Source organism: Xylocopilactobacillus apis (genome assembly GCF_033095965.1).
Lineage (GTDB): Bacteria > Bacillota > Bacilli > Lactobacillales > Lactobacillaceae > Xylocopilactobacillus > Xylocopilactobacillus apis.
Genome location: NZ_AP026801.1, coordinates 1,202,113 through 1,228,375, shown reverse-complemented (window position 1 = coordinate 1,228,375; position 26,263 = coordinate 1,202,113). Strand labels below are relative to the sequence as shown.

General features: G+C 33.7%; 24 protein-coding genes and 2 pseudogenes. 25 read left to right on the top strand and 1 reads right to left on the bottom strand.

Translation table 11 applies throughout. From position 1 onward, the window contains the following. The first annotated feature begins 15 nt into the window (after positions 1-15). From R8749_RS05855 to R8749_RS05755, 21 genes and pseudogenes are all read left to right on the top strand, one after another. Positions 16-1,389: an amino acid permease gene (locus R8749_RS05855; RefSeq protein WP_317694895.1), complete on the top strand. Its 1,374-nt coding sequence runs from the start codon at positions 16-18 to the stop codon at positions 1,387-1,389. Beyond that, on the top strand, positions 1,379-1,579 hold the full coding sequence (locus R8749_RS10810) for an FUN14 domain-containing protein (RefSeq protein ID WP_425613187.1): 201 nt from the start codon (positions 1,379-1,381) through the stop codon (positions 1,577-1,579). Before R8749_RS05855 ends, R8749_RS10810 begins: the two co-directional genes overlap by 11 nt. Continuing rightward, positions 1,516-2,244, top strand: coding sequence for an ABC transporter ATP-binding protein (locus R8749_RS05850; protein ID WP_317694894.1), 729 nt, complete (start codon positions 1,516-1,518; stop codon positions 2,242-2,244). Before R8749_RS10810 ends, R8749_RS05850 begins: the two co-directional genes overlap by 64 nt. Next, positions 2,231-3,004, top strand: coding sequence for an ABC transporter permease (locus R8749_RS05845; protein ID WP_317694892.1), 774 nt, complete (start codon positions 2,231-2,233; stop codon positions 3,002-3,004). The genes R8749_RS05850 and R8749_RS05845 overlap by 14 nt, the downstream gene beginning before the upstream one ends. After that, on the top strand, positions 3,001-3,699 hold the full coding sequence (locus tag R8749_RS05840) for an ABC transporter permease (protein WP_317694891.1): 699 nt from the start codon (positions 3,001-3,003) through the stop codon (positions 3,697-3,699). The genes R8749_RS05845 and R8749_RS05840 overlap by 4 nt, the downstream gene beginning before the upstream one ends. Before the next feature lie 2 nt (positions 3,700-3,701). Continuing rightward, positions 3,702-4,385 carry a response regulator transcription factor gene (locus R8749_RS05835; RefSeq protein ID WP_317694890.1) on the top strand — a complete coding sequence of 228 codons (684 nt, stop codon included), beginning with the start codon at positions 3,702-3,704 and terminating at the stop codon, positions 4,383-4,385. Beyond that, on the top strand, positions 4,382-5,350 hold the full coding sequence (locus R8749_RS05830; RefSeq protein WP_317694888.1) for a HAMP domain-containing sensor histidine kinase: 969 nt from the start codon (positions 4,382-4,384) through the stop codon (positions 5,348-5,350). Before R8749_RS05835 ends, R8749_RS05830 begins: the two co-directional genes overlap by 4 nt. After that, positions 5,343-6,316, top strand: a pseudogene (locus R8749_RS10805) (DUF4767 domain-containing protein). Before R8749_RS05830 ends, R8749_RS10805 begins: the two are co-directional and overlap by 8 nt. Before the next feature lie 90 nt (positions 6,317-6,406). Next, positions 6,407-8,899 carry an AAA family ATPase gene (locus R8749_RS05815; protein ID WP_317694882.1) on the top strand — a complete coding sequence of 831 codons (2,493 nt, stop codon included), beginning with the start codon at positions 6,407-6,409 and terminating at the stop codon, positions 8,897-8,899. A gap of 91 nt (positions 8,900-8,990) precedes the next feature. Continuing rightward, entirely contained in the window at positions 8,991-9,227 is a 237-nt protein-coding gene (locus R8749_RS05810) for a hypothetical protein (protein ID WP_317694880.1), read from the top strand. A gap of 45 nt (positions 9,228-9,272) precedes the next feature. Continuing rightward, the gene (locus tag R8749_RS05805; protein ID WP_317694878.1) at positions 9,273-9,380 is read left to right on the top strand and encodes a type II toxin-antitoxin system PemK/MazF family toxin; all 108 of its coding nucleotides are present in this window, start codon (positions 9,273-9,275) and stop codon (positions 9,378-9,380) included. After that, positions 9,368-9,547 (top strand): hypothetical protein, encoded by a 180-nt coding sequence (locus tag R8749_RS05800; protein WP_317694876.1) that lies wholly within the window; start codon positions 9,368-9,370, stop codon positions 9,545-9,547. The genes R8749_RS05805 and R8749_RS05800 overlap by 13 nt, the downstream gene beginning before the upstream one ends. A gap of 93 nt (positions 9,548-9,640) precedes the next feature. Then, positions 9,641-10,345 carry a DUF4767 domain-containing protein gene (locus R8749_RS05795; protein WP_317694874.1) on the top strand — a complete coding sequence of 235 codons (705 nt, stop codon included), beginning with the start codon at positions 9,641-9,643 and terminating at the stop codon, positions 10,343-10,345. 558 nt (positions 10,346-10,903) lie between these two features. Next, positions 10,904-11,125 (top strand): helix-turn-helix domain-containing protein, encoded by a 222-nt coding sequence (locus R8749_RS05790; protein ID WP_317694872.1) that lies wholly within the window; start codon positions 10,904-10,906, stop codon positions 11,123-11,125. A 360-nt stretch (positions 11,126-11,485) separates the two neighbouring features. Then, positions 11,486-13,210 (top strand): hypothetical protein, encoded by a 1,725-nt coding sequence (locus R8749_RS05785; RefSeq protein ID WP_317694870.1) that lies wholly within the window; start codon positions 11,486-11,488, stop codon positions 13,208-13,210. A 12-nt stretch (positions 13,211-13,222) separates the two neighbouring features. After that, complete coding sequence (locus R8749_RS05780) at positions 13,223-15,085, top strand: FIVAR domain-containing protein (RefSeq protein ID WP_317694868.1); 1,863 nt, start codon at positions 13,223-13,225, stop codon at positions 15,083-15,085. Between the two features lie 32 nt (positions 15,086-15,117). After that, positions 15,118-15,897 (top strand): hypothetical protein, encoded by a 780-nt coding sequence (locus R8749_RS05775; RefSeq protein ID WP_317694866.1) that lies wholly within the window; start codon positions 15,118-15,120, stop codon positions 15,895-15,897. Positions 15,898-15,933: 36 nt separating this feature from the next. Further along, the gene (locus tag R8749_RS05770) at positions 15,934-16,956 is read left to right on the top strand and encodes a DUF4767 domain-containing protein (protein ID WP_317694864.1); all 1,023 of its coding nucleotides are present in this window, start codon (positions 15,934-15,936) and stop codon (positions 16,954-16,956) included. 26 nt (positions 16,957-16,982) lie between these two features. Next, entirely contained in the window at positions 16,983-18,188 is a 1,206-nt protein-coding gene (locus R8749_RS05765) for a hypothetical protein (RefSeq protein ID WP_317694862.1), read from the top strand. Positions 18,189-18,209: 21 nt separating this feature from the next. Then, positions 18,210-20,216, top strand: coding sequence for an SLAP domain-containing protein (locus R8749_RS05760; protein WP_317694860.1), 2,007 nt, complete (start codon positions 18,210-18,212; stop codon positions 20,214-20,216). A 51-nt stretch (positions 20,217-20,267) separates the two neighbouring features. Then, positions 20,268-21,620, top strand: coding sequence for a zinc-ribbon domain-containing protein (locus tag R8749_RS05755; RefSeq protein ID WP_317694858.1), 1,353 nt, complete (start codon positions 20,268-20,270; stop codon positions 21,618-21,620). Between the two features lie 79 nt (positions 21,621-21,699). On the opposite strand, the pseudogene R8749_RS05750 reads toward R8749_RS05755, so the two are convergent. Next, positions 21,700-22,011 (bottom strand): annotated as a pseudogene (locus R8749_RS05750) (TM2 domain-containing protein); the annotation flags it as partial. Positions 22,012-22,211: 200 nt separating this feature from the next. On the opposite strand from R8749_RS05750, the gene R8749_RS05745 reads away from it, so the two are divergent. The 4 genes from R8749_RS05745 (at position 22,212) to R8749_RS05730 (ending at position 26,243) form a co-directional block, all read left to right on the top strand. Further along, complete coding sequence (locus R8749_RS05745; protein WP_317694856.1) at positions 22,212-23,009, top strand: SGNH/GDSL hydrolase family protein; 798 nt, start codon at positions 22,212-22,214, stop codon at positions 23,007-23,009. Continuing rightward, positions 23,006-24,313 (top strand): zinc-ribbon domain-containing protein, encoded by a 1,308-nt coding sequence (locus R8749_RS05740; protein ID WP_317694854.1) that lies wholly within the window; start codon positions 23,006-23,008, stop codon positions 24,311-24,313. The genes R8749_RS05745 and R8749_RS05740 overlap by 4 nt, the downstream gene beginning before the upstream one ends. A 113-nt stretch (positions 24,314-24,426) precedes the next feature. Continuing rightward, complete coding sequence (locus R8749_RS05735) at positions 24,427-24,846, top strand: MarR family winged helix-turn-helix transcriptional regulator (RefSeq protein ID WP_317694852.1); 420 nt, start codon at positions 24,427-24,429, stop codon at positions 24,844-24,846. After that, complete coding sequence (locus R8749_RS05730; protein WP_317694850.1) at positions 24,846-26,243, top strand: DHA2 family efflux MFS transporter permease subunit; 1,398 nt, start codon at positions 24,846-24,848, stop codon at positions 26,241-26,243. The genes R8749_RS05735 and R8749_RS05730 overlap by 1 nt, the downstream gene beginning before the upstream one ends. The last annotated feature ends 20 nt before the right edge of the window (positions 26,244-26,263 follow it).

The following is a 26,263-nucleotide window of genomic DNA, read 5'->3' as shown; positions in this document are numbered from 1 at the left end:
TTAAAGGGGACTTTTATGGAAAAGCGAAAATTAGGAAGTACTTTGTCATCATTTCAGATGCAGATGATCGCAATTGGCGGGACCATTGGTGTTGGACTCTTTATGGGTTCAGCAGCAGCAATTCAGTGGACTGGTCCGTCAATTCTTTTGTCCTATACATTTTCCGGGATTCTTATTTATATCATCATGAGAGCTTTAGGTGAAATGATGTATTTAAGACCGATCACTGGGTCATTTGCTGATTTTGCTTCTGACTATATTCATCCGGGCGCCGGTTTTCTAACAGCATGGAGTAACATTTTTCAGTGGGTAATGATTGGAATTAGTGAAGTAATTGCGATTGGTCAGTATTTGCAGTACTGGTGGCCTAATTATCCAACTTGGATTACGAGCTTTATCGTTGTTTTGATTTTAGGTCTAGCCAATCTCGCTTCAGTGAAGATTTATGGAAAGTTAGAATCTTTGCTTTCTTTAATTAAAGTTCTCACAATTATTGTTATGTTTATCCTTGGACTTTTAGTAATCCTTTTTGGACTAGGCAATCATGGCAAACCGCTTGGAATCGGTAATTTATGGAAACACGGTGGTTTTTTCACTGGTGGAGTTAAAGGATTTATGTTTTCTCTTTCAATGGTAATTGCCTCATACCAAGGGGTAGAAATTGTTGGAATTACAGCTGGAGAGGCTGATAATGCGAAAGATAGTGTTATTAAATCTATTAGATCAATTGTATTAAAAGTAATGGTTCTCTACGTCGGAGCAATTTTTGTGATTTTGGCAATTTATCCTTGGAATCAAATGGGTAATATTGGCTCGCCATTTGTTAAAACATTTGCGAAAGTCGGAATCACCTTTGCGGCTGGAATCATTAACTTTGTGGTTTTAACTGCCGCGTTATCGGGCTGTAACTCAGGAGTTTTTAGTTCGAGCCGGATGATGTACACCTTATCGGAAAATGGATATTTACCAAAGAGTTTTAACAAAGTTTCAAAGCGTAAAATTCCGTATTGGCCAGTCATGGCAATAATTTTAGGAATTTTGTTAGGAAGTCTCATTAATTATGCTTTACCGTTGTTCTTTAAATCTGCAGCAGATATGTTTGTGCTCGTCTTTGGTGCGAGTGTGCTTCCTGGAATGGTTCCATGGTTTGTTATTCTAATTAGCCATTTAGGTTTTATAAAACGCCATGAAGAAGAGCTTGTTGACCATCCGTTTAGGCTTCCCGGAGCTCCGTGGATTAATTATGTTGCTTTAGTTTTACTAGTAGCAATCGTGATTTTTATGTTCTTTAATCCTGAAACCAGAGCGTCAATTATGATTGGTCTAGGCTTTGAAATTCTGATGATTGTTATTTATTTAATAAAGTATCGAAAATCCGATGCGAAATAAAGATTTCCCTGTTGTAAATGTTGCAGCAGGGTATTTTTTTTCTTTATCAAAACTTTATTTGCCCTTTATGGGCTTTTTATTTTGGCTTGTTAGACTTTTGTCATCAACGAAGGGAGTCAAAATAAATTGGAAAACAATACAATTACAATTTCAGACGTGTGTAAGAATCACGGACAAAAACAGATCTTAGATCATATAACTCTCACCGCAAGACCCGGCCGCGTGACTGCATTTCTCGGACCTAATGGAGCGGGGAAAAGTTCCACCTTACGGATTCTTTTGGGACTTGATCACGCAAAATCAGGAACTGCAGTTTTTGGACAACAAACCTACCAACAAATTACAGATCCTTTAAAGAGAGTCGGTGTTGCATTTGACGGCATTGGCGGAAATCCGAATCGCACTGTTAAGACTCATCTTAAGATAATTGCTGTCAGTAATGGAATCTCGACCAAAAGAATATATGATGTTTTATCTCTGGTTCAGTTAACAAGCAAAATACATGCAAAACTTGGGACTTTATCTCTAGGAGAAGGGCAGAGATTAGGCATTGCAATTACACTTTTAGGAGACCCGCAATTCTTAATTTTTGATGAGCCAACAAATGGCTTGGATCCCCAAGGAATTAAATGGTTTAGAACTTTTATTAGAATACAGGCCGATTGTGGCAAAACCGTTCTCCTATCGTCACACTACCTTTCGGAGATTGAAGCAGTGGCAGATGATGTAATAATTATTAAAAAAGGAAAAATTGTTCTAGCAGGTGAATTACATGAAATAATGCCTAATCTTAAATCTTTAGAAGATGTTTTCTTCTCCTTAACAGAAGGCGAGAGTCAGTATGAAATCAATTAAAACGGAATTGTTAAAAATAATTTCCAATCGAATTTGGTGGATCGTTGTTGGTTTAGTGATTTTCCTGCAGCCGCTTCTAGGAATGTTGGAGGCAAGAAATTTTGCAGCAATAGGACTTCATGCAACTCCTGCTACTAATTCAAAATTAATTGAAGCAATCCCCCCGCTTAATTACATTGGATTTGACTCTGCAATGTTTGGCATCATGCCAATGGTTGTCATGGGATCAATTATCGGAGCAATTGAATTTAAAAATCATAATTTGAGAATCTCTCTGCTGTCAGAAAATAAACGTTTAACTTTATTTGTTTCAAAAATTTTATCTTTCCTGATTTTAACAGCAATAGTTTCTTTAATTTCAATTTATCTGACAATCGCGGTCGAACATTTAGAACTCGGAAAACAAGGCTTAAATCCAATAATTCTCAGTTCAGTTACTTGGAAGTATATTGGACTAACGACAATAAATTGGACGCTTTTAACGACGTTATCTTTTGGAATTGGATTTCTTTTTAAAACGATGATAATTCCCTTAGTATTTATGATTCCGCAAGTTTATAATCTTGGTGCGTATCTTGCTGAAAAGTGGGAGTGGGGTCATTACTTGCCAGTTGCAGCAGGTGATTATGTCAATTCAATTTCAAGTCAGGCTATTCATAATCCGATCAAAGGCATTACAATTCTCTTAATTTGGCTGATAATTACTTTTGCATTAGCAGGATGTTCGTTGAAAAAGCTCGATTTAGGAGGGAAATATTGAAAATTATTCACAGTGAAATAATTAAATTTTTCTCCAACATCTGGTGTGTATTGGGACTTATTGGAACAATCATAATTGCACCATTGATTTTATTTCTCCATGGAGGATATTTGTCAGCAGACGAAGTAATTTCAATTAGTTTACGTAATTTGTTTATTGGTCAAGCAGGTCTTACCGTATTTACATCCATTTTTATCGGGCAAGAATATATGCACTCGCAGTTGAGAACGAGTTTAATAACAGTGCCATCAAGGTTTAAATTATTTAAAACAAAATTCTTAATCTTAATAATGATTAGCTGGTTGGCAGGACTTGGAACAAGTATTATATGTTTAGCAGTTGGCGCGTTTAAATATCAAATTCATTGGACTGCGTCATTGGCTCACGGTGCATTAATTATACTGATTAGCTGGACCTTAATTGTGGTGATTACAGCCTCACTAGCAGTGATTCTTCGTTCTCAGGCTGCGTCAATGGCGATCATGTTTTCATTGATTCTAGGCTTTAGTCAGATGATTTTTGGATTAACTAAACTTGCCAAATATTTACCAGATCTTGCAGTAATGAATCTATTTTTAGATCATCCGCAAAAATTGTTTTTGAGCGGGTCAACTGGCTTAATAGTGCAGTTTAGTTGGGCTTTTATTCTGACACTGCTTGCATTTGTTATGATTGAAAAAAGGGACGTGAATTAAAATTGAAATCTAAAGTCTTAATTATTGAGGATAATTCTGATCTTTCTAAAATGATCGAGCTTTATCTTAAAAAAGAAAATTATGAATCTCAAATCTGCCGTAACGGCGGACAAGCATTAGAATTTTTTAACAAGTACAAGCCTGATTTAATTTTGTTAGATTTAATGCTGCCTGAAATCAATGGATTAGAGATTTTAAAGAAAATTAGAATGACTTCAATTGTTCCAATAATCATTATCAGTGCCAAAGAAACCGAAACTGATCGAGTTTTGGGGCTAAAATTGGGAGCTGATGACTATGTCGTTAAGCCTTTTTCACTAAAAGAATTAATGGCAAGAATTGAATCACAATTTCGGCGTCAAAATTACAATATGGAATCACATAAATCTTCAATAGTTCAATATAACGATATAATGATTAATCGAACTGCAAGAACCGTTTCAAAAAATGATCGACTGGTAACGCTAACCACAAAAGAGTTTGATGTCCTGAATTTTCTGGTCAATCATCCGGCACAAGTCATCAGTAAAGACCAAATTTATAATCAAGTTTGGGAATTTGACAGTTATGGTGATATCAATACGGTAGTAATTCAGATTCAAAAAATTAGAGAAAAGTTACCTAAAACCAATGCGATTACTACTGTCAGAGGTGTCGGTTATCGATTCGACGGGAAAATTAAATGAAAAAGAAAATTAATTTCGAAATTTCATTTTTAGTAATTTTAATTTGTGCGATCCCTATATTCTTGCTGGCTTTTGTTATTCAAACTAACGTTGCTGGAATTTTCTCATTCTTTCTACTAGTTTACGTTTCAATTTTATTAATAGTGATTACAAGTTTTATCAAAAGGCGGATTTTAAATCCATTAAATCAATTAATTCAAGCAACTAAATTGATTTCTGAGGGAGATTTATCACATCAGATTAAATCAGAGACCTCAGATGAAATTGGTGAATTAATGAAAGCATTTGATGGAATGCGAGAACAGTTATATCAATTTGAACAGGAACGAGAAGATTTTATCGCTAGTATTTCTCATGATCTAAAAACTCCGCTTGCATCTATTTCTGCCTACGTAGAAGCCTTAGAAGATGGGGTCGTTGAAGTGTCTCCTGAATATTACCAAGTGATTCAAAAAAACATTTCAGCAATTTCTAATTTGACTCAGCAGTTATCTTCACCAGAACATTTAAAATTGAATAATCATAATGTAAATAATTGGGTTCAAGAATTAATCAAGCAAATTAAAATAGATCAGCCTCGTGCGGTAATAAATGCCAGTGTCTCATCAAGTGCAGGGTTCTATGTTGACCCGCTACAGCTAAATAGAGCCATCCAGAATGTTTTAGATAATGCTTACCGATTTTCGGTTAACTTTTTAGAGATCAGAATTTTTGAACAAAATAATCGTTTAGAAATTAAGATCTCTAATGATGGTGTTAAAATTAATAAAGATCAATTGAAGCAAATTTTTGACCGATTTTATACAAATGAAGAAAATAATTCTGATGGACATTTAGGATTAGGGCTTTTTACTGCCAGTAAAATAATTAAGGAAATGAATGGAGATATTAAGGCCTCGCTAAATAAAGATATAATTTGTTTTGAAATCAGTTTGCCGCTAGGATTTAATAATAATCATGAATAAAAAATATCTATTGATAGTCTTGCTGATGGGCATTCCCCTAAGTGCTTGTTCACCGAAATCAAATACTAGTGAATCTGAGCCTGTTAAAATGTCGACTAGTTATAAAAGGAGTAGTGCCAGTTCAGCAGATACAAAAAGTAAACAATTTAATCCTGTTATTAATCCCAAAAATGTCAGCTCACCTGGCAGCACCTCTTTGTGGTCAAAAGAAAAAGATCAGGAACTTTCAAATTTTATGAATTCGTGGCAGTCTACAAAGAAAGATACTTTTGTCGGCACATACGACGGGGCCAAACCAGACCATTTTGGAACAATATTTCCAGATGTTCTTGTTAATCACGGGTCAGATGGTACTTTTGCGTGGGGTAATAAGGTAATTTCCATGAAATGGTCCCCCGTGGCGATCAAGAAGCTGAATATCAAGTTGTTGCAGTTGCTACGGCTGTTGAAGGAGTCACGACTTACTTATTTACGCTGCATAATGGGCAGCCGGTAGTTTTTTATACCCAGACATCTAATGGATCTAGAATGTACTTATACGACTCCCAAAATTTTGCTCTTCAGTCGGGTTTTGCCAAGATTGTAACCGGCAATTCGATGCCTGAAATGAGTAATTCTAACTTAAATAATGATGTTCAAGCGAGAATTAAAATGAAGGAGATCCCGTTATCATATCGGCATGTGTGGTATTACTTCAATGATCAGACCAAAAAAGTGGAACAGTTTGATTTCACCCATCGCCCGAGTGATATGGGTTTAAATTATTCATCTGATCATTGGGTCTTAATCAAAGACGTTGAAGAAGAGGGAATTGATAATTTTAAAATGTTCTTGCGGTATCGATTTTTTGACGGAAAACAAATTCCAGTGGCAATGCTAAAAGACGAAACGCTTTTTAACTGCTATCTTGATCCTAATCAAATCGAGATTATGCATAATTTTAAATATGGTGATGAATCAAACTAAAGTAGTGTTATCCAAAGCACTATTTTTTTTGTTAAAAAACTAATGATTGGTTTAAGATATAAATATTGAAAGAATTAATAGGAGAAACAAATGGCAAACACCTTGCATGTCGGTAGAGGTTTTGGTAAAAGTTCATTTAAAAAAGCGATCGATAGATCAAGTCAGGGAGACACGATTGTCATCGATCCAGGAGTTTATAATGAAATTGTTTATGATCTTTATGGCCTTACAATTAAAGGACTGGGGAAAAATCCATCAGATGTAGTCCTTAATATCAATTTTACAATTGATGAGGATTGTTATTTAAATCTAGAAAATTTAACCATTAATAATTTGCCTGATAAAGAAGGTATCCTCGTCTGTAAAAATGGAAAGCTTACTGCAGACAATGTTAAAATTTGTTCGACTGATCCTAATAAATCTGCTCTCATGCTGTTAGAAAATTCTGACTGCGCCCTTTCATACTCTGAGGTACACACTAACCAGGATCTTGTATCTTTTTATGTTCAGAATACTGACAAAGTAAACATTAGTAATTCAATTGTTGACTCAATTGGCTTTTCATCTGGTAAGGCTAATATCATTTTTTCCAGATTTGATTATTTATACTTAGAAAAAAAATCTGAGTTATCTATTGATGAGTTAGAACTAACCAATCGTTATGAGGTTAACATTGAAGCAAGTGATTCTAAAATTCAAATCGGTAAGTTGGTTTTACCTGAAGGTTCTTCTAATTTTACGCTTAAAAATAGCAGCCTTATAGTCAAAGAAAACAATATTAATGACGCAAATAAGTTGGATATTGATTCAGATGAAAGTTCAACTGTTGAACTTCAAAGTTCTGACGATAAACCCAAAACTTCTTCTTCGACTGTAATACCAAATAATAATGTTCAAACTCAATCTACAGCTGCTGACGATTCAGATTCTAAAAAAGTTAAAGTTAACTTTAATCAGAATGTTGAGGAAGTAAAACCTGACTTTAATCCCAACAGCGGTTCAGCAATGGATGAACTAAATGGTCTGATTGGTTTAAGCGATGTAAAAGAGCAAGTTAATTCATTTATTAAAATGGCAGTTTTTAATAACCGAAGAATTGAGCAGGGAATGCTGCCGTTTGAATTGTCTTTAAACTCAATGTTTTTAGGAAATCCGGGAACTGGTAAAACAACGGTTGCTCGATTGATAGGCAAGTCCATGTATGAAAATGGGGTTTTGCCGACTGATAAATATGTCGAGGTTTCGAGGCAGGATTTAATAGCTGAGTATCTTGGTCAAACGCAAGCAAAAACCCAAAAGGTGGTTGAAAGTGCATTGGGCGGGGTCTTGTTTATTGACGAAGCATATACGCTCAATCAATTGCAGGACAGTATGAATTATGGTCAAGAAGCAATTGACGTACTTCTTAAATATATGGAAGATCATCGTGGTGAGCTAATGATCATTTTTGCGGGCTATACCAAAGAAATGCAGGATTTTCTTGAAATGAATTCAGGCTTAAAGTCGAGGATTCCTAACGTATTTACCTTTGACGATTATTCGCCGGATGAGCTTGAAGAGATTGGTGTTAAATCATTGCACTCATCAGGATTAACTTTTGATGAAGACTATTATAAGAGAGCATTGCGTAAAGCTTATTCAGTGAACTATGACGATTCAAATGCCCGTTGGGTTCGGAATTTCAACGAAAAATTAATTCGGGTTTTTGCAGAAAGCGGCGGCAGTTTAACGGAAATTAGTAATTCTGATATCGATAAAATGACGCTAAAAACTAAAGATAAAAATGTCGACGAACTTTTAAAAGAATTAGATTCAATGATTGGTTTAGCTTCTGTTAAAAAATTTGTTCATGAGACGGTTAAACAAGCGACAGTGGATCAAAGATTAGCTGATACTCTTCCAGAAGAAGAACGTCCGTCATATCACATGGTATTTGAAGGAGAACCAGGAACTGGAAAAACTACTGTTGCCCGCATTATTGCAAAAATGTTTTATAGTCTGGGAATTTTACCTAGAGATGCGGTTGCTGAAGTTTCGCGCTCAGACCTAATCGCCGAGTATCTTGGTCAGACTGAAATTAAGACCAAGAAAGTAATTAAGGATGCACTTGGCGGGGTCTTATTTGTCGATGAAGCTTATCAATTAAATGGATCATCAGATGAAGACTATGGTAAAGCGGTTATTGAGACATTTATAACGGAATTAGAAAATAATCGTCAAAAGTTTATAAGTATTTTTGCGGGATACACTAAGCAAATGGAAGAATTTTTGAATACCAATCCGGGTTTACGTTCTCGCATCCCTTTGAAAATTGAATTTGATTCTTATTCTCCTGATGAAATAGCAGAGATTGTTATCCTTCAAATTACAAAAAATTGGCAGGTTAATGTAGATCTGCTCAAGTCGATAGTATCTGATAAATATGCGGCGTTGCCGGATGAAGATAAGAGTAACGGCCGTTGGGCAAGAAATTACTCGGAACAGTTAGTTAGAAATCATAAACTATGGTTAGCTGATCACCCAGATGTGACAGACATCACAAGAATTTCTGATGATGTATTAAAGGCAAGTAAAGATTATTGATTAATTCTTAATTTAATTTGACAATTTATGCTTTAACAAACATAAACTAGTGTGAGAATGTTTCGATGAGTGAAAGCGTAAAAATTAAAAAATGAGGAAATTCTCAAGGAATTATTTATCTAAACAAATCCTTCGTGAGATTGGTATCAATCAACCAGAGAGAAAAGAATTTGATGTTTTAATTCGAGAAAAAGAAAATGAAATAGTTTTAAAAAAGAAAGATACTTCGCGTTTGATGGCTAATTATGGAAATATAGCTAGGTATCAACCTAAAATTGGGGATCGAGAATTAAACTTCGATGAATCTTTTGGTCGAGAAATAATTTAAAATAATTAAAGAGATAGTGGTTCAAGTAAATATTTGGAGATTTTTTTGGCTGAAGTAATTTATAATCAAGGTGATATTGTTTGGATTAATTTTAATCCAACTAAGGGACATGAACAAAATGCTCGAAGACCTGCGATCATTTGTACAATATAAATGTAGAATTACCGCTTAGTATGATAACTACTGGTTATATTATTTGTCAGCAATTTCGAACCATTGATCCAAGCACTCCTAAAAGAGAGACGGAATTTATTGAAACTGCTCCCGATTTAGTGGTTTCAAAAGTATTAGAAACATTTGATCAATTTATTAACCCATAAAGTTTTATTAGTGAATTATATTATAAATTGTAATTAATTATGTCTTATGATAATTTATAAAATATTAATTGATTTAATTCAAAAGGGAAAATAATGTTTAAAAATAAAAGGTTTTTGTTTACTATACTTATTTTAATGAGCGCAAGTACAATGGCTGGTTGCTCTACCAAGTCAAGCAGTGAAAGTAAGAAATCAGATGCAGAGACAAGTTCAGTTAAGAAGAAAGCTCACTCAAAAAGTAAAAAGGCTCAAGATACAAAAAACAAAGATCTTCATAAAAGTTCTAGTGTCGCAGCTAATTCAAGTTCCAATACTAATCAAACAACTACAACTAATAAGTCTGAATCGAATACTTCAAGTAATTCGACAACAAATCAAACAACTGCTAAAAAGCCTACTGCTTCTTGGTCACAAGAAAAGAATCAGAAATTGTCAGCCTTTATGAAACAGTGGCAGACTAAGATGGGGCAATCATATCAAGGAACTTATGATGGAAAAATTGCAGATCACTATGGATATAAATTTCCTCAAACGGTCACGAGTGGTCAAATAAATGGTCATGTAGACATAGATGACCGGCCAGTTAATTTGACTTGGTCTACTAATGGTAATAACGGAGCAGAATATCAAATTGTTGCAGCCGCGACTAAAGATTCTCAAAACATGGATAGAATTACTTACTTGTTTGCTATCCATAATGGAACTCCTGAGGCCTATTATACGAAAACTACAAATGGTGATATTGTTTATTTTTTAACCACGAGAATGCAGAACTTAAAAAAGGATTCGAAAATATAGTTTATCAATAAAGCTAACTTTAAAAACACCTTCATTAATTTAAAAGGTGTTTTTTCTTTTATAAATTGAAATTATTTGTGAGATTAAAAAAAATTAATCATAATTTTAGATGAGGAACTAATTTATAAGCGATGTCCCACAACAGGGACTAATAGTGATATAATTAAATTAAAATATTGATAAAAAGTTAAAGTTTATGTTTATGTCCCTTATAAGGGACAAAATTATTGCTTTTATTACTTTCTTTTTTTCAATAAATATTTTCGGAGAAAGGGGAGGTCAAGATTATATAGATCTGCAAGGGCATAAAGCATCGAAGCAGAAATCGGAAAATCATCAATTTCAATTCTTGAAACAGTTGATTTTCCAGTCTTTATATTATACTCATCAGTTAATATTTGAGTTAATTGCCTAACCGAATATCCGTATTTTATTCGGGAATACCTGAGTAGTTGGTTTATGTTTTTAAAATTTTCTTTATTCTTCATAAGCTTATTATAAGTAGTTAAATTTATTTTTAACAACATAAACCGTATTTAATTAATGGGGAGGTGAATTATGAAAATTACTAAAGAACCTAATGAATTAGCAGGATATTTAAAAGCTCATAATATTACACAACGTTATATTGCTGAACTTATAGGGAAAAGTGCAGTAACAGTTAACCATAAAATTTATGGTAAGAGCTTTTTTAACCAAGACGAAATTTCAATTCTTGTTGATTCATTGGGGATTCCAATTGAGTTATTTTTAAATTCTAGACAAAAGAAGGAGGATTAGATCAAATATTTAGAATAGATTTATTCTATTAATGTTTTTAATTTTGTTTGTGAACAAGAGAATAATTGTTCATATTTTTTTGCCTAATATTAATAGAAAATCAGTTTTTAAATTTTTTAATATTTGATAATTAATTATGAAAAATAAATTTAAGGAAGTAAGTTTATTTGCTGCAGTCTTAGTGGCTGCAACACCACTCTTGGGAAGGGCACCATTATTTTCTAATGCACTAGCAGAACCTGAAGTTGTAATGGCGACCAATGAAGTCGGGGACAGATCCAAGTAGATCCAGATGGTAATCAACATGTTAGATTGCCGTGGGGTGTTTTTAGAATCCAGTACGCGGTACTTAAGGAACCGATGAAGGATCATACTGGTCATATTTACCCTGAAGGGACTAAAGTTGCTCGATATACAGTTTATCAAGATAATAACAATCCCTTCAGTGGATCTTTTTGTTTGACCTTAAAAGTTGATCTTATATCGTTTGGAAAAGGTAATGTATCACCTGAAGATGTGACTATCACTAACGAAGAGACAGTCAGAGATGTTGGTCCAGAGGGAAAAGAAGTTATTCATAACAAAGATGCGGATTACATTCAGTGGAATCAAGACGAATTTCTGCAGCATACAGATAATCGTGTTGTCGATCATAGTGAGTTAACAAATGCAATTAAAGATGTTCAAATGTGGATTGATACTAAATCTAAAAGTTATATGGATCAATATGTTGAAGGTGTAAAAAGGGCACTTAATAAAGCTATAAAAGTGAATTCAATGACTGAAATTACTGATTATCAAATTCATCAAGAATTTTTGAATCTTAATTCTCCAGTAGCAGGTGCAAAGCTAAAAGGAGATACTAAACCACTTGAAGAAGTTATCAATTCAGCTAAGGAACTTATAAAAGATCCAAACGAATTTGTTAATCAAGAATCGGTAACAAAGTTTCAAGAAATTCTAAATCAATACATTTCAGAATTAAATAACACTTTTGCTCAAGATGTTGTACCTGACATTGAATTAATTAATACACATTTAAAAAACTTAGTACGTAAAGACGGAACTCCTGTTCCTACCATTAATACAAATATTCCAAAAGTAGAAAAAAATGTATTATCTGCTGCGATAACTAACGCAAAAGGAAAAATAATTGATCCGTCGAAGTTTACATCTGATTCAGTAGATAAAGTGAAAAAGTCAGTTGAAAAAGGTGAAAGCTTACTTGTTAATAATTATGTTAATCAAGAACAAATCGATGATATAACTGAAGATATTTGGGATTCAATGGCTAGGTTAGTTAGAGTTGATTCTTCAAGTCAACCTTCCGATCCGTCTTTGCCACCTGTAAACAAAATAGAATTATCAACAGCTATCAGCAATGCAAAAAAATCTATTTCCAATCCAGATCAATTTACAGTGAATTCCGTTACTGCTGTGAGAAATGCGATAAAGTCTGGAAAGAGTGTTATGGGTGATATTTTTGCTATTCAATCTAAAGTTGATACTGCAGTTAAAGAGATCAATGATTCTGTGTCTAAACTTGTTAAAGTATCTAGTCCTACCCAACCTACGCAGCCATCAAACCCAGGATCTTCTCAACCAGGAATTCCAACTAATCCAGTACAACCATCAGTTCCAACTGGAGATTGGACATATACTCCAATGACAGCAGTTGGATATATTGACTATGTTGCTGGATACGGAATTGCTGTTTATGCTTCGCCAAATGGGGCTTTTACAGGAACTCGTTTGATGCATGGAACTACTTGTACAATCAGTGAAAAAGCTACAAATAAAGATGGATATACTTTTTATAAGGTTGGAGATTCTCAGTGGATTAGAGCGGCTAATGTTTCATTTACCCCAGTAAATTATGTTGAACTTTCAGGTGCTGTAACGATTAAGTACAAGAAAGGTTATGGCGTAAATCTGTGGAAGTCAGCAAGTGTAACTGGTGGATATTATCCAGGTCGAAAACTAATGCATGGCACGAGTTGGAAAGTATTCGGCAAGCAAAACGGCTTTTACCGAATTGGAGGTAACCAATGGGTGCAAGGCGATTATGCGACTTATAAGAAATAATGGGAGTGAGAGATGAAGAAAAACAAAACTATTAAGAGAGTAGGGCTTGCTGCAGTAGCATTGACAGTGGGAACCCCATTAATTGGCTTAATTCCATCATTTTCTAATGCACTATCAGAACCTAAAATTGTAATGGCATCTGATGATATGACTCAATTACCTGCAGGGGTAGAAAAGCTACAATACGGTGTTACAAATATTGAACTAAAGGATAGTAATGGTCATATCTATCCAGTGGGAACAAAAGTTGTTAGAGGGAATATATTAGTTAATCAACCCTTCCAAGGTACTTTTTGTGCTAGTTATGATACTGATTCGTTATTTAGATTTGCGAGGGGAGTTGTTGATCCATCATTTGTAACACCAACAACTGTTGAAACAAGAACTAATTTAGGACCTAGTTTAACTTCAATTTTGGTAAATGAATATGCAGATCAAATTAAAGGAAATCAATATTTAATTCCGACAGCAAATTTCACCACTGATAAAACAAAGTTAGTTCAAGCCATTAATAATGCCAATCAATGGTTGAACGGTGATTTAACTATATATCTAGAACAATCTATTCAAGATGTGAAAGATGCTTTAGTTAAAGCTCAACAAATGAATGACAATCCAATTGCTCAACAACCAGAAATAGATAATTGTGTAGTGAATTTAACTGCCAAAATTGATAAAGCAGAACAAAATGGATTGTCCTTAAAAAATGATTTACAAACCTTGGTTGATCAAACATCAACCTTAATGAAGGATACATCTGTATATACTGAACAGTCTATTGGCGGGGTTCAATCAACCTTAACAGTTGCTAAAAATATGTTACCTAAGTTGGATAAAACTAGAATTAAAAGTGTTCAAACGATAATTAATGACTTGTATACGACTACAAAAAATCTTGTTCGTAAAGATGGTAAACCTGTAACTCCAATTTCAATCACAACACCATCCCAACCCACAACTCCTACAGTAAACAAAACGTCTTTAACAACTGCAATTACTTCTGCCAAATCTGCTATCGCAACTCCAGCAGACTACACATCTGCTTCAGTAGCTGCTGTAAATTCAGCAATTACAAGTGGACAAGCTGTTTTAGATAATACAAATGCTACTCAGGCACAAGTTGATGCAGCAATTACAGCTTTACAAAATGCAGTTAAGAATCTGGTGAAAACTTCTGGTCAACCAACCAATCCTAATGTTCCTGTTAATATGGATGCTTTAAGAGCAATTATCAAAAAAGCAAATGCTGTTTTGCAGAATTCATCCATTTATACAGATGATTCTGTTGATGCATTGAAGAATGCAGTAACTCGTGGACAAGCTGTAGCTGATTATATTGAAGCCAACCAGAAAAATGCAGATGAAGCAACTAATCAAATTCAAACAGCATTAAATAACTTAGTCAAAAAACCGGGTGCCCCGATTGCACCAACCGGTAACTGGACATACACTCCATTTAAAGCAGTTGGGTATATTAACTATGTTCCGGGGTATGGAATTGCGATGTACACAGCGCCAAATGGTGCATTTACAGGCAAACGATTGATGCACGGTACTGCTTGGAAGATTATTGAAAAAGCAACCAGCAAGGATGGTTCTACTTTTTATAAAGTAGGGAAAGACCAGTGGATTAGAGCAGCTAACGTTTCATTTACGCCAGTAAATTATGTTGAACTTTCAGGAGTTGTAACCATTAAGTACAAGAAAGGTTATGGCGTAAATCTGTGGAAGTCAGCAAGTGTAAATGGTGGATATTATGCAGGTCGAAAACTAATGCATGGTACGAGTTGGAAAGTATTCGGCAAGCAAAACGGCTTTTACCGCATTGGAGGTAACCAATGGGTGCAAGGCGATTATGCGACTTATAAGAAATAAAAAAGAAAACATAAAAAATGGAGGTTAACATTTTGTTAACAAGAGAACAATGTGAAATTGGAGCAAACGCTTCATCAGTATATTATGACGCTAATAAATTATCTTGGTGGAAATATTCTGAGTATGATGAATATGGTCCATCTGCACTTTATAAGGTAGTTTCAGAGGAAAATTCAGAAAAAGATGCACTTATTTATGAGTTAACTGATCTTTTAAGATTGCAGCAACGATTTAATATGCTAAACGGTACCATTGCGACCAGACAAAATCAATCAGCTACTTTAGTAGATGAGAACCATTATAAACTAGGATTTAAATTGTTAATATGGACTGGTATTCTGTTTCTTTTTGTAAAAATGTTTGAATCTGACTCTAATTATCACATGCTATTTACAGTTGCTATGCTTATTTGTTTTGCTTTAGCAATTTTATCATTTGTCAATGGTTGGAAAAAACATAATAATGCTAAGAAAGCAGCCATAAGTTCAAATCAATACATAGCTTCGACTCTGTCACCATTGCTTAAAGTAGTTGAAAATGATTTTGCTTCACATCCACTATTTAACAAGTTATGGGCAAACATGAGAAATGGAGAAGCTATTGCGTTCATAATTAATTGTATTGATACTGATCAATCAAAAACTTTAGGTGAAGCAATAACGATGTGTCAAAATGTCATAATGCACGATGAACAAATGCAATTTCAACAGGAACACTCGCAAATGCTTGATCAAATTAATAACACTGCTTCTTATAATGCTACCCTTAATACAATTAATACAATACATAATATTTTTGGTAAAAAAAATTAAAAACTATTATTCGTTCTATAAATTCAGGGAGAATTTATGAAAAAGACATGTTATGCATTCACAACAATTTTGATTTTACTATGTACAATGTTGGTCACTGGTTGTTCTCATAAATCAGAATCCAGCGAAGAAGTAAAATCATCTAGCTCTAGTCATATTCAAAAATCTAAAAAAAAGCCAATAAAAGTTTCTGAATCTAGTAAATCTGAAGAAACATCTTCAAATTCTGAATTTACAAGTTCAGTTTCTTGGACAAAAGATAAGAACAAAGAATTATCGGAATTTATGCATAGTTGGCAAAAAGAGATGGGTCAATCCTATCTTGGAACATATGATGGTCAAAATCCTAATCATTATGGTTTCATTTTTCCCGAAGGATTATCCAGTGGTCAGTTAAAAGGAAAAACTAATTGGGGAGAAAAGCCAATTGAGTTTGAATGGTCACCTGATGGAAATAGTAAAGCTGAGTATCAGGTTGTTGCTGTAGCGACAGCAAAAGTTCAGATGCAAAGATGTATTACTTATTTTTTCACTATTCATAAAGATCATCCTATTGTTTTTGTAACTCAAACTACCAACGGAGATACTCTGTATTTTTATGATTCACAAAATGTGAATCTGCAAGCGGGATTTGCCAAAATTGTAACTGGTAAAGAGCCTAAGTATCCAACTAATGATGTGCTCTATAAAGATATGAAAAGAAAGATTAAAGTTCCTTTGATTCAACAACAGATTCCAACCGCTTTTAAACATGTTTGGTACACCTACAATAGTGAAAATAAAATTGATCAATATGAATTAACTGATAGTTCGAAGATAATAATGCAATTTTATAATGACCATGGTTTTAAGTGGATTAACGTAAGGAATAGAGGGCAGTCAAATGGTTCGGGTTCTGGGATCACTTTAAGATACCATTTGTTTGATGGAAAAATGATACCAGTTGCCATGTTTGCCTACGGAGGGTTTCCTGTGTTTACTGGGAACGGATATATGAACCGAGATCAGGCAGACACTTTAAAGCGTTATAAATTTGGGGATGAAATTCCAGAGCATTAAAAAATAAAGGAGAGAAAAGTAAAAAAATGAAAGAATCAAATACAAACGAAAAAATTCAAAATTTTTTTGGAAAGTTGGGGAAACTTTCTAAAGCAACATGGGCAATTATTGCGGTAGTCGTAGTTGTAATTATTGGATTTTTCGTTTATTCAGGTAATCGTAAGAGCGAAGTTTTAACAGATAAAGACGTTAAAGTTAAGTTTGACGGATATAATGGCGAAGGAAGAGCTACATGTAATGAAGAAGTAATTCAATTAAAAATATTAAAAATTTTAGCTCAGAAAGTTGGGTTAGATAAAGATACAGAAGATCTTATGTTGAAATCATTTGATAATCATGGTTTGGATTTTAACAGGATATCATTAGATTCTAGTAAAATTGAAAAATTAAAAAAGATAGAAGATTTGATTGACGATGTTCATATTGATTTTGATAAAAGAATTAATTTAAAAAATGGTGAAAAGATTCATCTTAAAATTACAGTTAATAATGGTAAAGATAATCCGATTAAACCAGAATCTAAAACATATACGGTTAAAGGACTCGAAAATATTAAACAAGAATCCACTAGCAGTGTTTTATCGAGCGTAAAAGTTAGTTTTGCGGGCTTCAACGGAATTGGTCGAGTGATAATAAAAAGCGATAAGATCAAAGACGGAACTTTTAAAGTTAAAAATAACGGAAAACTCTCTAATGGGGATACCGTTAAGATTAAAGCTCCTGATGAATTGTTTAATAAACAAGGTGTTCATTACACAGGTGATAAATATGTTAAGGCTACTGTTGATGGATTACAGGATTTATCAAAAATTAAAAACATTGATGCAATCAAGAAATTTTCTGATGACGTAATCAAAAATTCGTATAAATCTGACGGATATGAAATTACTTTTATTAATCTTTATGCTTTTGCAGGTGATTCAAATGATTCTGATTCATCTAGTTCATCTGATTCCGCAGTTAAATCGGATGTAACAATTAATGATGATTCAGCAAGTAAAGTTTCTGGTAAAAGAATGAGTGTCATAGGTTTATACCAAATTGTTGATAAAGATCTAGATAATAGTGATCCATTCTTGAGAAAAGTTACCATTAACAACTTGAAAGATGAAGACAACGTAGCAAATATTTCTTCAATTAGTGCAGATGATGATACATCAGTTGTTAATGCAAGTAATACATTAAGTATTGAACAACACGATTTAATGGCAAAAGGCATCAAATTAAAATAACAAATAGAAAAGGAAAGAATCATGAATAACAAATATATTAAAAGAACAGGCTTAGTAGCCGTAGCATTAACCTTAGCAACACCATTAACAACAGGAACATTACCATTGTTCTCTAATTCATTAACATCGCAAGAAGTATATGCTGGTGTAAACGAGATGTTATATGATGGAAATCTCGGGATTAGCTTAATAGAGGGAGCAAGAGCACTCTCTAATTCATCTGAATACACTGATGATTCAGTGAATTTACTCAAAGCTGCTATGGCATTAGGGAAAGTTATGATAGCAAGTCATGTTGTGTCAGATGACAATTGTAATAAATCAACTGCCATAATTTCTGAATATGCAAATAAATTAGTTAAAAAGACTACTGGTAATAGCAATTCGAATAATATTTATTCAGCCTTATATTCTGAAATTTATAGTTCGCTGAAATCAATCTACAATGGTAGAAATATGGAATTTACTTCAGTAAATAGTGTCCATGACGCGATTTTTAATGCATTAGATTTAATCAATAATGGCTCAACAGATAAAAATCAAATTGAAGGGGCAATTCAAAAGATTAAAAATGCTGTAGCAGGTTTAGTAACCTATCCATCTAGTCCTCTTGTTCCCTACGAGGGTCCAGATATGACTGAGGTCAGGGCATGGGGAAGTGCAGTATCTACATTAGAACAGTGGTATACCGCTGATTTTACGAGCGATTCAGTTGCAGCTGTTAATGCAGTATTTCAATCTAATAAAGTTGATGAAAAAAGTAGTCAAGCAGAAGTCGATGCAGCAGCTAAATTATATTTTGAAGTGATAGGCAAATTAAAGGTTAGTGGACCAATTGATAAAACTGGTTTGGTAACGATGCTTAATAAAGCAAAAAGTTTTGAGTCTAATGAATCGCAGTATACAAATGAGTCGATTGTGATTCTTAAAAGAGTGATTAAAAATGCACAAAGATTTGTTGATGATAAATATGCTCTACAATCGGATGTAAATTCCTATATAAAAATCTTACAAGATGCTATAAATCAACTAGTAAAAGTATCTGACTCTAACACTCCATCAACACCAGCGACTGTAAATAAAACAAGTTTAACTTCAGCTATTACGAGTGCAAAAACAACTATTGCTGATCCGTCACAATATACTAGTGATTCGGTCGCTGCGGTTAATTCAGCTATCACAACTGCTCAAGCAGTAGTTAACAATAGCACAGCAACTCAAGCAGAAGTTGATAATGCTGTGAAATCAGTACAAGATGCTGTATCTAAATTAGTTAAGGCTCCTTCGGCACCTACAACTGTAAATAAAACAAGTTTAACTTCAGCTATTACGAGTGCTCAAGCAACAATTGCTAATCCGTCACAATATACTAGTGATTCAGTTGCAGCAGTTAATTCGGCAATTACTGCAGCTCAGGTGGTAGTTAACAATAGCACAGCAACTCAAGCACAAGTTGACAGTGCAGTTAAGTCGATACAAGATGCTGTAGCTAAATTGGTTGTTGCTACAACTCCTAGCAATCCAACTCAACCGACAATTCCGGTTCAGCCAACTCCAAATCCTATTCCAAGTACTCCAACAACTTCTTGGACGAAAACTCCATTAAAAGCAACAGCTTATATCAATTATGTTCCGGGTTATGGAATAGCTGTATTTAATGAACCTGCTGGTTATGCAACAGGGATGTATTTAGGTCACGGAACTGCTTGGAAGGTTAGTGAAAAAGCGGTTAATTCAAATGGACAAACATACTATCGTGTAGGAAAAAATCAGTGGATTAACGGTAACTATGTCTCATTTTCACCAATAATTACTGTCGTTCCAGTTAAAGGTACAGTAACGATTAACTTCCGTAAAGGTTATGGAATTAACTTATGGAAAACTCCTAGTACGACAGGTGGATATTATGCAGGTCGTAAACTAATGAGCGGCACTAAGTGGAAAGTAACTGGTAAACAAAATGGTTTTTATCGTGTAGGAAAGAACCAATGGATTCAAGGATCATATTGTACTTTTAAGGCTAAATAATAGTTAATTAATTTAAATCATTTGAAATAATTAGAATAGGAAATTAATTTAATGAATGACGATAAGATGTTTTGCCCACACTGTGGTAAACAAATTAGTAAAAGAAGTAAGTTTTGTCCATATTGTGGTCAAAAAATTAACGTTGTAACTGAAGTAATTTCAACAACAAATGAGACAAACCAAAACAATGAAGTTCCAGTTGAAAATCATAATGAACAATTCAATTCAACAAATTATGTTAAGCCAGTTGATGAAGAGATAGTTTCTTCTTTTGAAAATAAAGATCAATCAGTAGAACAAATTACTTCTGAAACAAATAAGTCGGTTAATGACCAATCTTTTGTAGAACCAATTCAAAGTTCTCAACCGACAGCTGAAACTACTCAAGAAACGACTCAGCACCCACAAAATAACGTTGTTAATAACGATGCTCCGACAGTTAATGAACAACAACCACAAAGTAGTATTGTTAATAACGATGTGCCGCCAGTTAGTGGACAGCACCCACAAAGTAATGTTGCAAGTAATAATGGCTCAGTAAATAACGAACAGCTTGTACATCAAGGTCAGCAGCCTAGTTCGTCTAATAACCAGGCAATTAAGCTTGAGTTTACTAATAATGCATTTCAAAATATTTTTAAGTGGTTAGCAATGAACATTTACTTAACTGTAATCAGTGTTTTTGTATTATTTATTGTTTTCTCATTTTCAAGAATTTTGGGCTGGATTCTGGCATTAGTTGGTTTAGTTGCTGTTTATATTATTGTCAGTAATCAAAAAGTATCCTCTTCAAATGTTGAAAATTCCATCAAAGGGAAGGTCAATCAAGGAGTAGGAACAACTTTAAAAGAAACTGGACAAACAGTTTCTCAGTCAGTTCAAAAGACGGTTAGTAATATTTCTAGTAATGAAGGTCAGGCAGTTGTGAGCCAAGGCCGTTGGAGTGCCTCTAAAATTGTTTTCCTATGTGCCTCGATTGTGACATTTTTGACCTCTTATATAGGACCTTTCGTATCAGCGAGTGCATTTGGGTTATCTGTACAAAGTAGTACTTTGGCAGAATTGCTGCAAAGTGCTAATACTGTAAATAGAGGGCTAAGTCAATTTATGAATAGCTCAAGTGATACATCAGAAATAAACTTCTTTATCATCTTATTTATTGTTGGAATTGGACCGTTATTAGGAATAATCTTTTCTTTTATGAAATCAAATAAATCACCTTTGATTGCAGGAATAATTGCCCTAATTGGTTATATATTGCTTCTTACAGTATTTTATGACAAGATTGGTTCTGCTTCTCAGGTATTTAGCCCAGGACTTTCATGTATCATTGGACTTGCTGGTTCAATTACTATGATCGTTTGCGGAATAATTATTAGAGGTAAAAAGCAAAAGAAACAATAAAATGCAAAATAAAAAAAGCTCTTAATCAAGTATCTAATAGATATAGGAATTAAGAGCTTTCATAATTTTATTTGCATATTTAATTTTGTTCTGTTTCTGAGTCGCTCCCTTGAGAAACAGGTTCTTGACCAGTTATTGGATGATAGTTTCGAGCGTATAGAAGATCTTGAGTTACCTTATTCTCGATCGCTTGTCTGTTTTGTTTAAGCCACTTATTGATAAAGAAAACATCAATTAATGCCCAAATTGTACAAACAATTGGTCCAATTAAATATAACCAAGATGCAGCAAAAAAAATTAAAGTCATTGCTACAGCACTACCCGTTTTACCCATGTAGTACCTATGTCCGCCTATTGCCCCAAAAAAGAACCAGTGTAGATATGCCGCAACTGGACTTTTCTTCTCTTTTTCAACTTATGAATTAACCACGAGGCGTTCCTCATTAGTTAATTGTCGTGTTAAAACCTCATTATTCATGAATGTAAATTCATCTTCTTAAATTCGATATGATTACGTTTTAGTTAACAATCTAATTAATTTTAACACTTTGTCCCTTTTAAGGGACTGAAAATTTTAGTAAGGAATATGTGATGTCGAATAGTCATAAAAAATTATCTTTTTTCCTAATTTTTCTTTTACTGTTTGGTTTTACTGGTTGTCAAAATCACCAAAAATCTAACTTTTCTATACGAAAAGTTGAGAAAAAAATTAAAACGATAAAAAAGAAATCATCTACTTCAATAATTAAATATTTGAGTCATAAGGATAAGATAATTTATGCACCTTTTGGTGATTCTCTTTCGGTCGGACTTTTTGCCGATCAACAATCATCAAAGTTTTCATCACTATTTGCTCAAAATTTAAGTAAAAAAATTGGCAAAAATGTCATTGAAAAAGGTCTGTCAGAAGTTGCAAAAACGGCTGCTAATTTTGGAGTCCCTTCAATCCAGACAATTATCGATCAAAAGCCAGATCTTATTACAATCGAGTTTGGTACTAATGATGCTGTTGGAGGTAAAACTGACTATGTTTTAAACAGTTTTAAAGAAAATCTTTTACAAATAGTTAATGCATTTAAAAATAAAACAACTGCCAAGTTAATTTTGATGACAACATGGTCTCCTTCTAACGGTAAGTACATAGATAATGATTTAGCTTTTGATCAAAAAGTAAAAGAAGTTGGAAAAATGACTAATACACCGGTTGCTGATCTTTCAAAGATTTGGCGGGGACATCCGGAAGTTTGTGGTCCAGCAGGTAAAGTAATTTCAGACTTTTCGCAGTGGGGAAACCGAGATGATTTTCATCCTAATCAAATAGGACACCAAAGAATTGCTCAAATGCTATTTGAGATAGCTAATAAAACTGAAAGGAAGAAAGTAAATTGAAAAACATAGATTTTTGCCCCAATTGCGGCGAAAAAATTCCAAATGATGCAGAATTTTGTCCGAACTGCGGATTTAATATGAAAGAATATATGGCATCATTAAATATTAATGAGGAGCCAGAGCCAAGTCCTGAACCGGAACCGAAAATAGATAATTCAAATATTTCTGAAGTAGTAGAATTTGGTCAAATAATTGAAGAAAAAAAGCCGAAAAAAACGAAAAAGAAAAAACGTTTTTTGATTCCATTATTAATTATCGGAATTGTTCTTGTTATTGCTGGAGGAACTTACGCGGGAGGATTATTATATTTTAGCCGCAGTCATCAAATCACTGATTTGGTTAAGAAAGCAACAAGTACTAATCCAAAAGAAATCTCTGAAGTTGTCATTAATAGTGATCGTGAATCGATTAAAGCATCTGAGTTGAAACCTTTGGCTCGTCTTTATAGTGATTCTCCTCGTACTTTAAAATTGTTTAAAAATAAAATTGAAGATGCACCAACAAGCGGAGATGTTCAAGTAGTTTCTGAGGGTAAAATTTTTGGTATTTATCCTCGGTATCGAGTTTTATTAAAAACAATTTCATTTAAATTTTCTACCAATATGGATCAGCCTTCATTTTTAATTGATAATAAAGCAATTGAACTACTGGGGGATAAAAAGAGCTTTTCCGAAAAGAGATTGCCCGGTAAGTACACTTTGCGCTGTATTGGTAAAGCTGGAGACGATAAAAAGGATCTAAATAAAGAATTAATTGTATCTCCTTTTGAAGATTCTAAAAATATTTCTTTTAAAGCTAAACTGCCAGAGAAGAAAAAAGAAATCGTGAAGAATGATAATAAATCCAACCCTGAAACAATAAAAAAGGGTAAAAAAGATAGTCAAAGCAGTAGTAGCAGCTCATCAACTCGTGTCTTTTATGATGAGGGTGACGATTCAGATACTGATAACAATGATTCAAGTTCAGATGATAGTTCTGATTCTGATGATAACTCAATTGATATGAGTGACTTGCCTGTTAACCCGGATTTACGTAATAACAACAGTAGTACTGACGGTTTAATCGGACATTGGGAACAATCCAGTAAGACCACGTTTAACTTTAATAAAGATGGCACTTATAGCGGAACGGCAAATGGATCAACAGTTTCTGGGAAATATAAGGTTGTTTACCGAGATAAAGATTATCTTAATGTTCAGTTTAATCAAAGTGATGGACAAACAGTAGTTGAACCATTCGCCCTTGTTAAAGGACATCTAATCGAAACAAATCTAAAACTGAATTGGCATCGAGTTAATAAATAAGAGCCTAAAGCTTGCTTTCTAGTAAGCTTTTTTTTTGACTTTTTTCAGAAAAAGTCTTACATTATATTATATCGTTAGCTAGCTAACGATATTTTAAAAAAGGAGGTGTTCTAATGGTTCATGATACTGGACGATTTTTAAAAATAGCAGCTCGTCAACTGACTAAAGATTTTGATCAGTTTGCACGTAATTACGATTTAACTGCAACTCAAATGTCAATTATTGATCATCTGGGACGTAATTCTATTGAAATTTTGCAAAAAGATATTGAAGAAGAATTTAATATTAGGCGTTCAACTGCGACATTAGTTTTGCAGCGAATGGAAAAAAAGGGATTAGTCGAGAGAACGGCAGCGAAGAGAGATGCACGTCAAAAAGCAGTGTCTTTAACTCAAAAAGGGCAACAATTAGTAAAAATTGTTTCTGATTACATGAATCATCAACAACACTTACTTCAGCAACATTTTTCAAATGAAGAAATAAAAACATTTGAAAAAATTTTGCATTATTATATGGGGGATTATAAGTTTTAATGTTAAATAATGAGAAAAAAATAACCGGAAGAGTTTTAGCTTCAGTTATTGCAGCAGGTATTATGTCTTTTTGCGGGGTTTTAGTAGAAACTGCGATGAATATAACTTTTCCCACTTTAATGGATGAATTTAAAGTTAACACCTCGACAGTTCAGTGGATGACAACTGGTTGTCTTTTAGTCGTGGCAATTGTAGTGCCGTTATCTGCAATTTTGAAAAAGAATTTTCCAACTAAAGCAATTTTTTTAACATCTAATCTATTATTTATTTTAGGTGCATTATTGGATGCTTTAGCAAAAAACTTCGATTTATTATTAATTGGTCGAATGATTCAAGGGGTTGGAACAGGTCTTGCATTACCATTGATGTTCAACATAATTTTAGAGCAAGTACCATCAAATAAAATTGGTTTGATGATGGGGATTGGGTCGTTGATTACTGCAGTAGCTCCGGCAATTGGACCAACTTATGGCGGATTAATCGTTAATAGTCTGGGCTGGAGATTTATCTTTGTCTTACTGATTCCAATTTTAATCGTTTCGCTTTTGATGGGTACTTATTCAATTAAACAGGTGAGTGCGATTAAACGGACGCGTGTCGACCTCTTAGGAGTTTTAAGCATTATTTTGATGTTTACCGGTTTTATCTTAGGATTTAGTAACTTAGGAGAAAACAATATCATTAGTTTAGAAGTTGGCGGAGCATGGATTGTTGGGATTTTAGGCCTTTGCTTATTGTTATACCGTAATAATTCATCTAATCCGATTATTAATCTTGATGTTTTAAAAAATAAACCATTTGCGGGCCATGTTATTAGTTTCTTTTTCTTCCAGCTTTGCGGATTGGGAATTTCTTTTATTTTACCTAACTATATTCAATTAGTTAATCATCAAACTGCAACTATTGCAGGTTTAATTGTTTTGCCTGGTGCTGCTTTAGGTGCGATATTAGCTCCGATTAGTGGACAAATATTAGATCGAATGGGTGCTCGTTTCCCAATTTTACTGGGAACAACATTTGCTGTTGTTGCTTTAATTCTATTTACAATTTTCAGTAATGACTTAAGTTTAGGTCTAATTATTGTAATTTATCTTTTGTATATGGCAGGAACTGGTTTTGCTTTTGGTAATATCATGACTAGTGGCCTTCAAAATTTAACACTTGAACAACAAGCGGATGGCAACGCAATTTTGACGACGTTACAACAATTTGCAGGTGCAATGGGAACTTCCGTAGTCGCAGCAATTATTGCTCAAAGTCAAAATCAAACTGGGATCAGTAATTCAGTTGCCACCGCTAGCGGTAGTCACAACGCATTTATCGTTTTATTGGTCTTGGGAATTTTAGAATTTTTAATTTTGTTTAAGGTGGTATCGAACAAAAAGACTTCAAACTAAAAAGGTTAAATTTCTTTCTG

Bases quoted from the DNA above. Each gene is read 5' to 3' on its own strand.
- R8749_RS05795 (WP_317694874.1), top strand. From the start codon at position 9,641: ATGTTTAAAAATAAAAGGTTTTTGTTTACTATACTTATTTTAATGAGC.
- R8749_RS05855 (WP_317694895.1), top strand. From the start codon at position 16: ATGGAAAAGCGAAAATTAGGAAGTACTTTGTCATCATTTCAGATGCAG.
- R8749_RS05770 (WP_317694864.1), top strand. From the start codon at position 15,934: ATGAAAAAGACATGTTATGCATTCACAACAATTTTGATTTTACTATGT.
- R8749_RS05745 (WP_317694856.1), top strand. From the start codon at position 22,212: ATGTCGAATAGTCATAAAAAATTATCTTTTTTCCTAATTTTTCTTTTA.
- R8749_RS05735 (WP_317694852.1), top strand. From the start codon at position 24,427: ATGGTTCATGATACTGGACGATTTTTAAAAATAGCAGCTCGTCAACTG.
- R8749_RS05810 (WP_317694880.1), top strand. From the start codon at position 8,991: ATGAGGAAATTCTCAAGGAATTATTTATCTAAACAAATCCTTCGTGAG.
- R8749_RS10810 (WP_425613187.1), top strand. From the start codon at position 1,379: ATGCGAAATAAAGATTTCCCTGTTGTAAATGTTGCAGCAGGGTATTTT.
- R8749_RS05780 (WP_317694868.1), top strand. From the start codon at position 13,223: ATGAAGAAAAACAAAACTATTAAGAGAGTAGGGCTTGCTGCAGTAGCA.
- R8749_RS05830 (WP_317694888.1), top strand. From the start codon at position 4,382: ATGAAAAAGAAAATTAATTTCGAAATTTCATTTTTAGTAATTTTAATT.
- R8749_RS05790 (WP_317694872.1), top strand. From the start codon at position 10,904: ATGAAAATTACTAAAGAACCTAATGAATTAGCAGGATATTTAAAAGCT.
- R8749_RS05785 (WP_317694870.1), top strand. From the start codon at position 11,486: ATGAAGGATCATACTGGTCATATTTACCCTGAAGGGACTAAAGTTGCT.
- R8749_RS05765 (WP_317694862.1), top strand. From the start codon at position 16,983: ATGAAAGAATCAAATACAAACGAAAAAATTCAAAATTTTTTTGGAAAG.
- R8749_RS05760 (WP_317694860.1), top strand. From the start codon at position 18,210: ATGAATAACAAATATATTAAAAGAACAGGCTTAGTAGCCGTAGCATTA.
- R8749_RS05730 (WP_317694850.1), top strand. From the start codon at position 24,846: ATGTTAAATAATGAGAAAAAAATAACCGGAAGAGTTTTAGCTTCAGTT.
- R8749_RS05815 (WP_317694882.1), top strand. From the start codon at position 6,407: ATGGCAAACACCTTGCATGTCGGTAGAGGTTTTGGTAAAAGTTCATTT.
- R8749_RS05755 (WP_317694858.1), top strand. From the start codon at position 20,268: ATGAATGACGATAAGATGTTTTGCCCACACTGTGGTAAACAAATTAGT.
- R8749_RS05845 (WP_317694892.1), top strand. From the start codon at position 2,231: ATGAAATCAATTAAAACGGAATTGTTAAAAATAATTTCCAATCGAATT.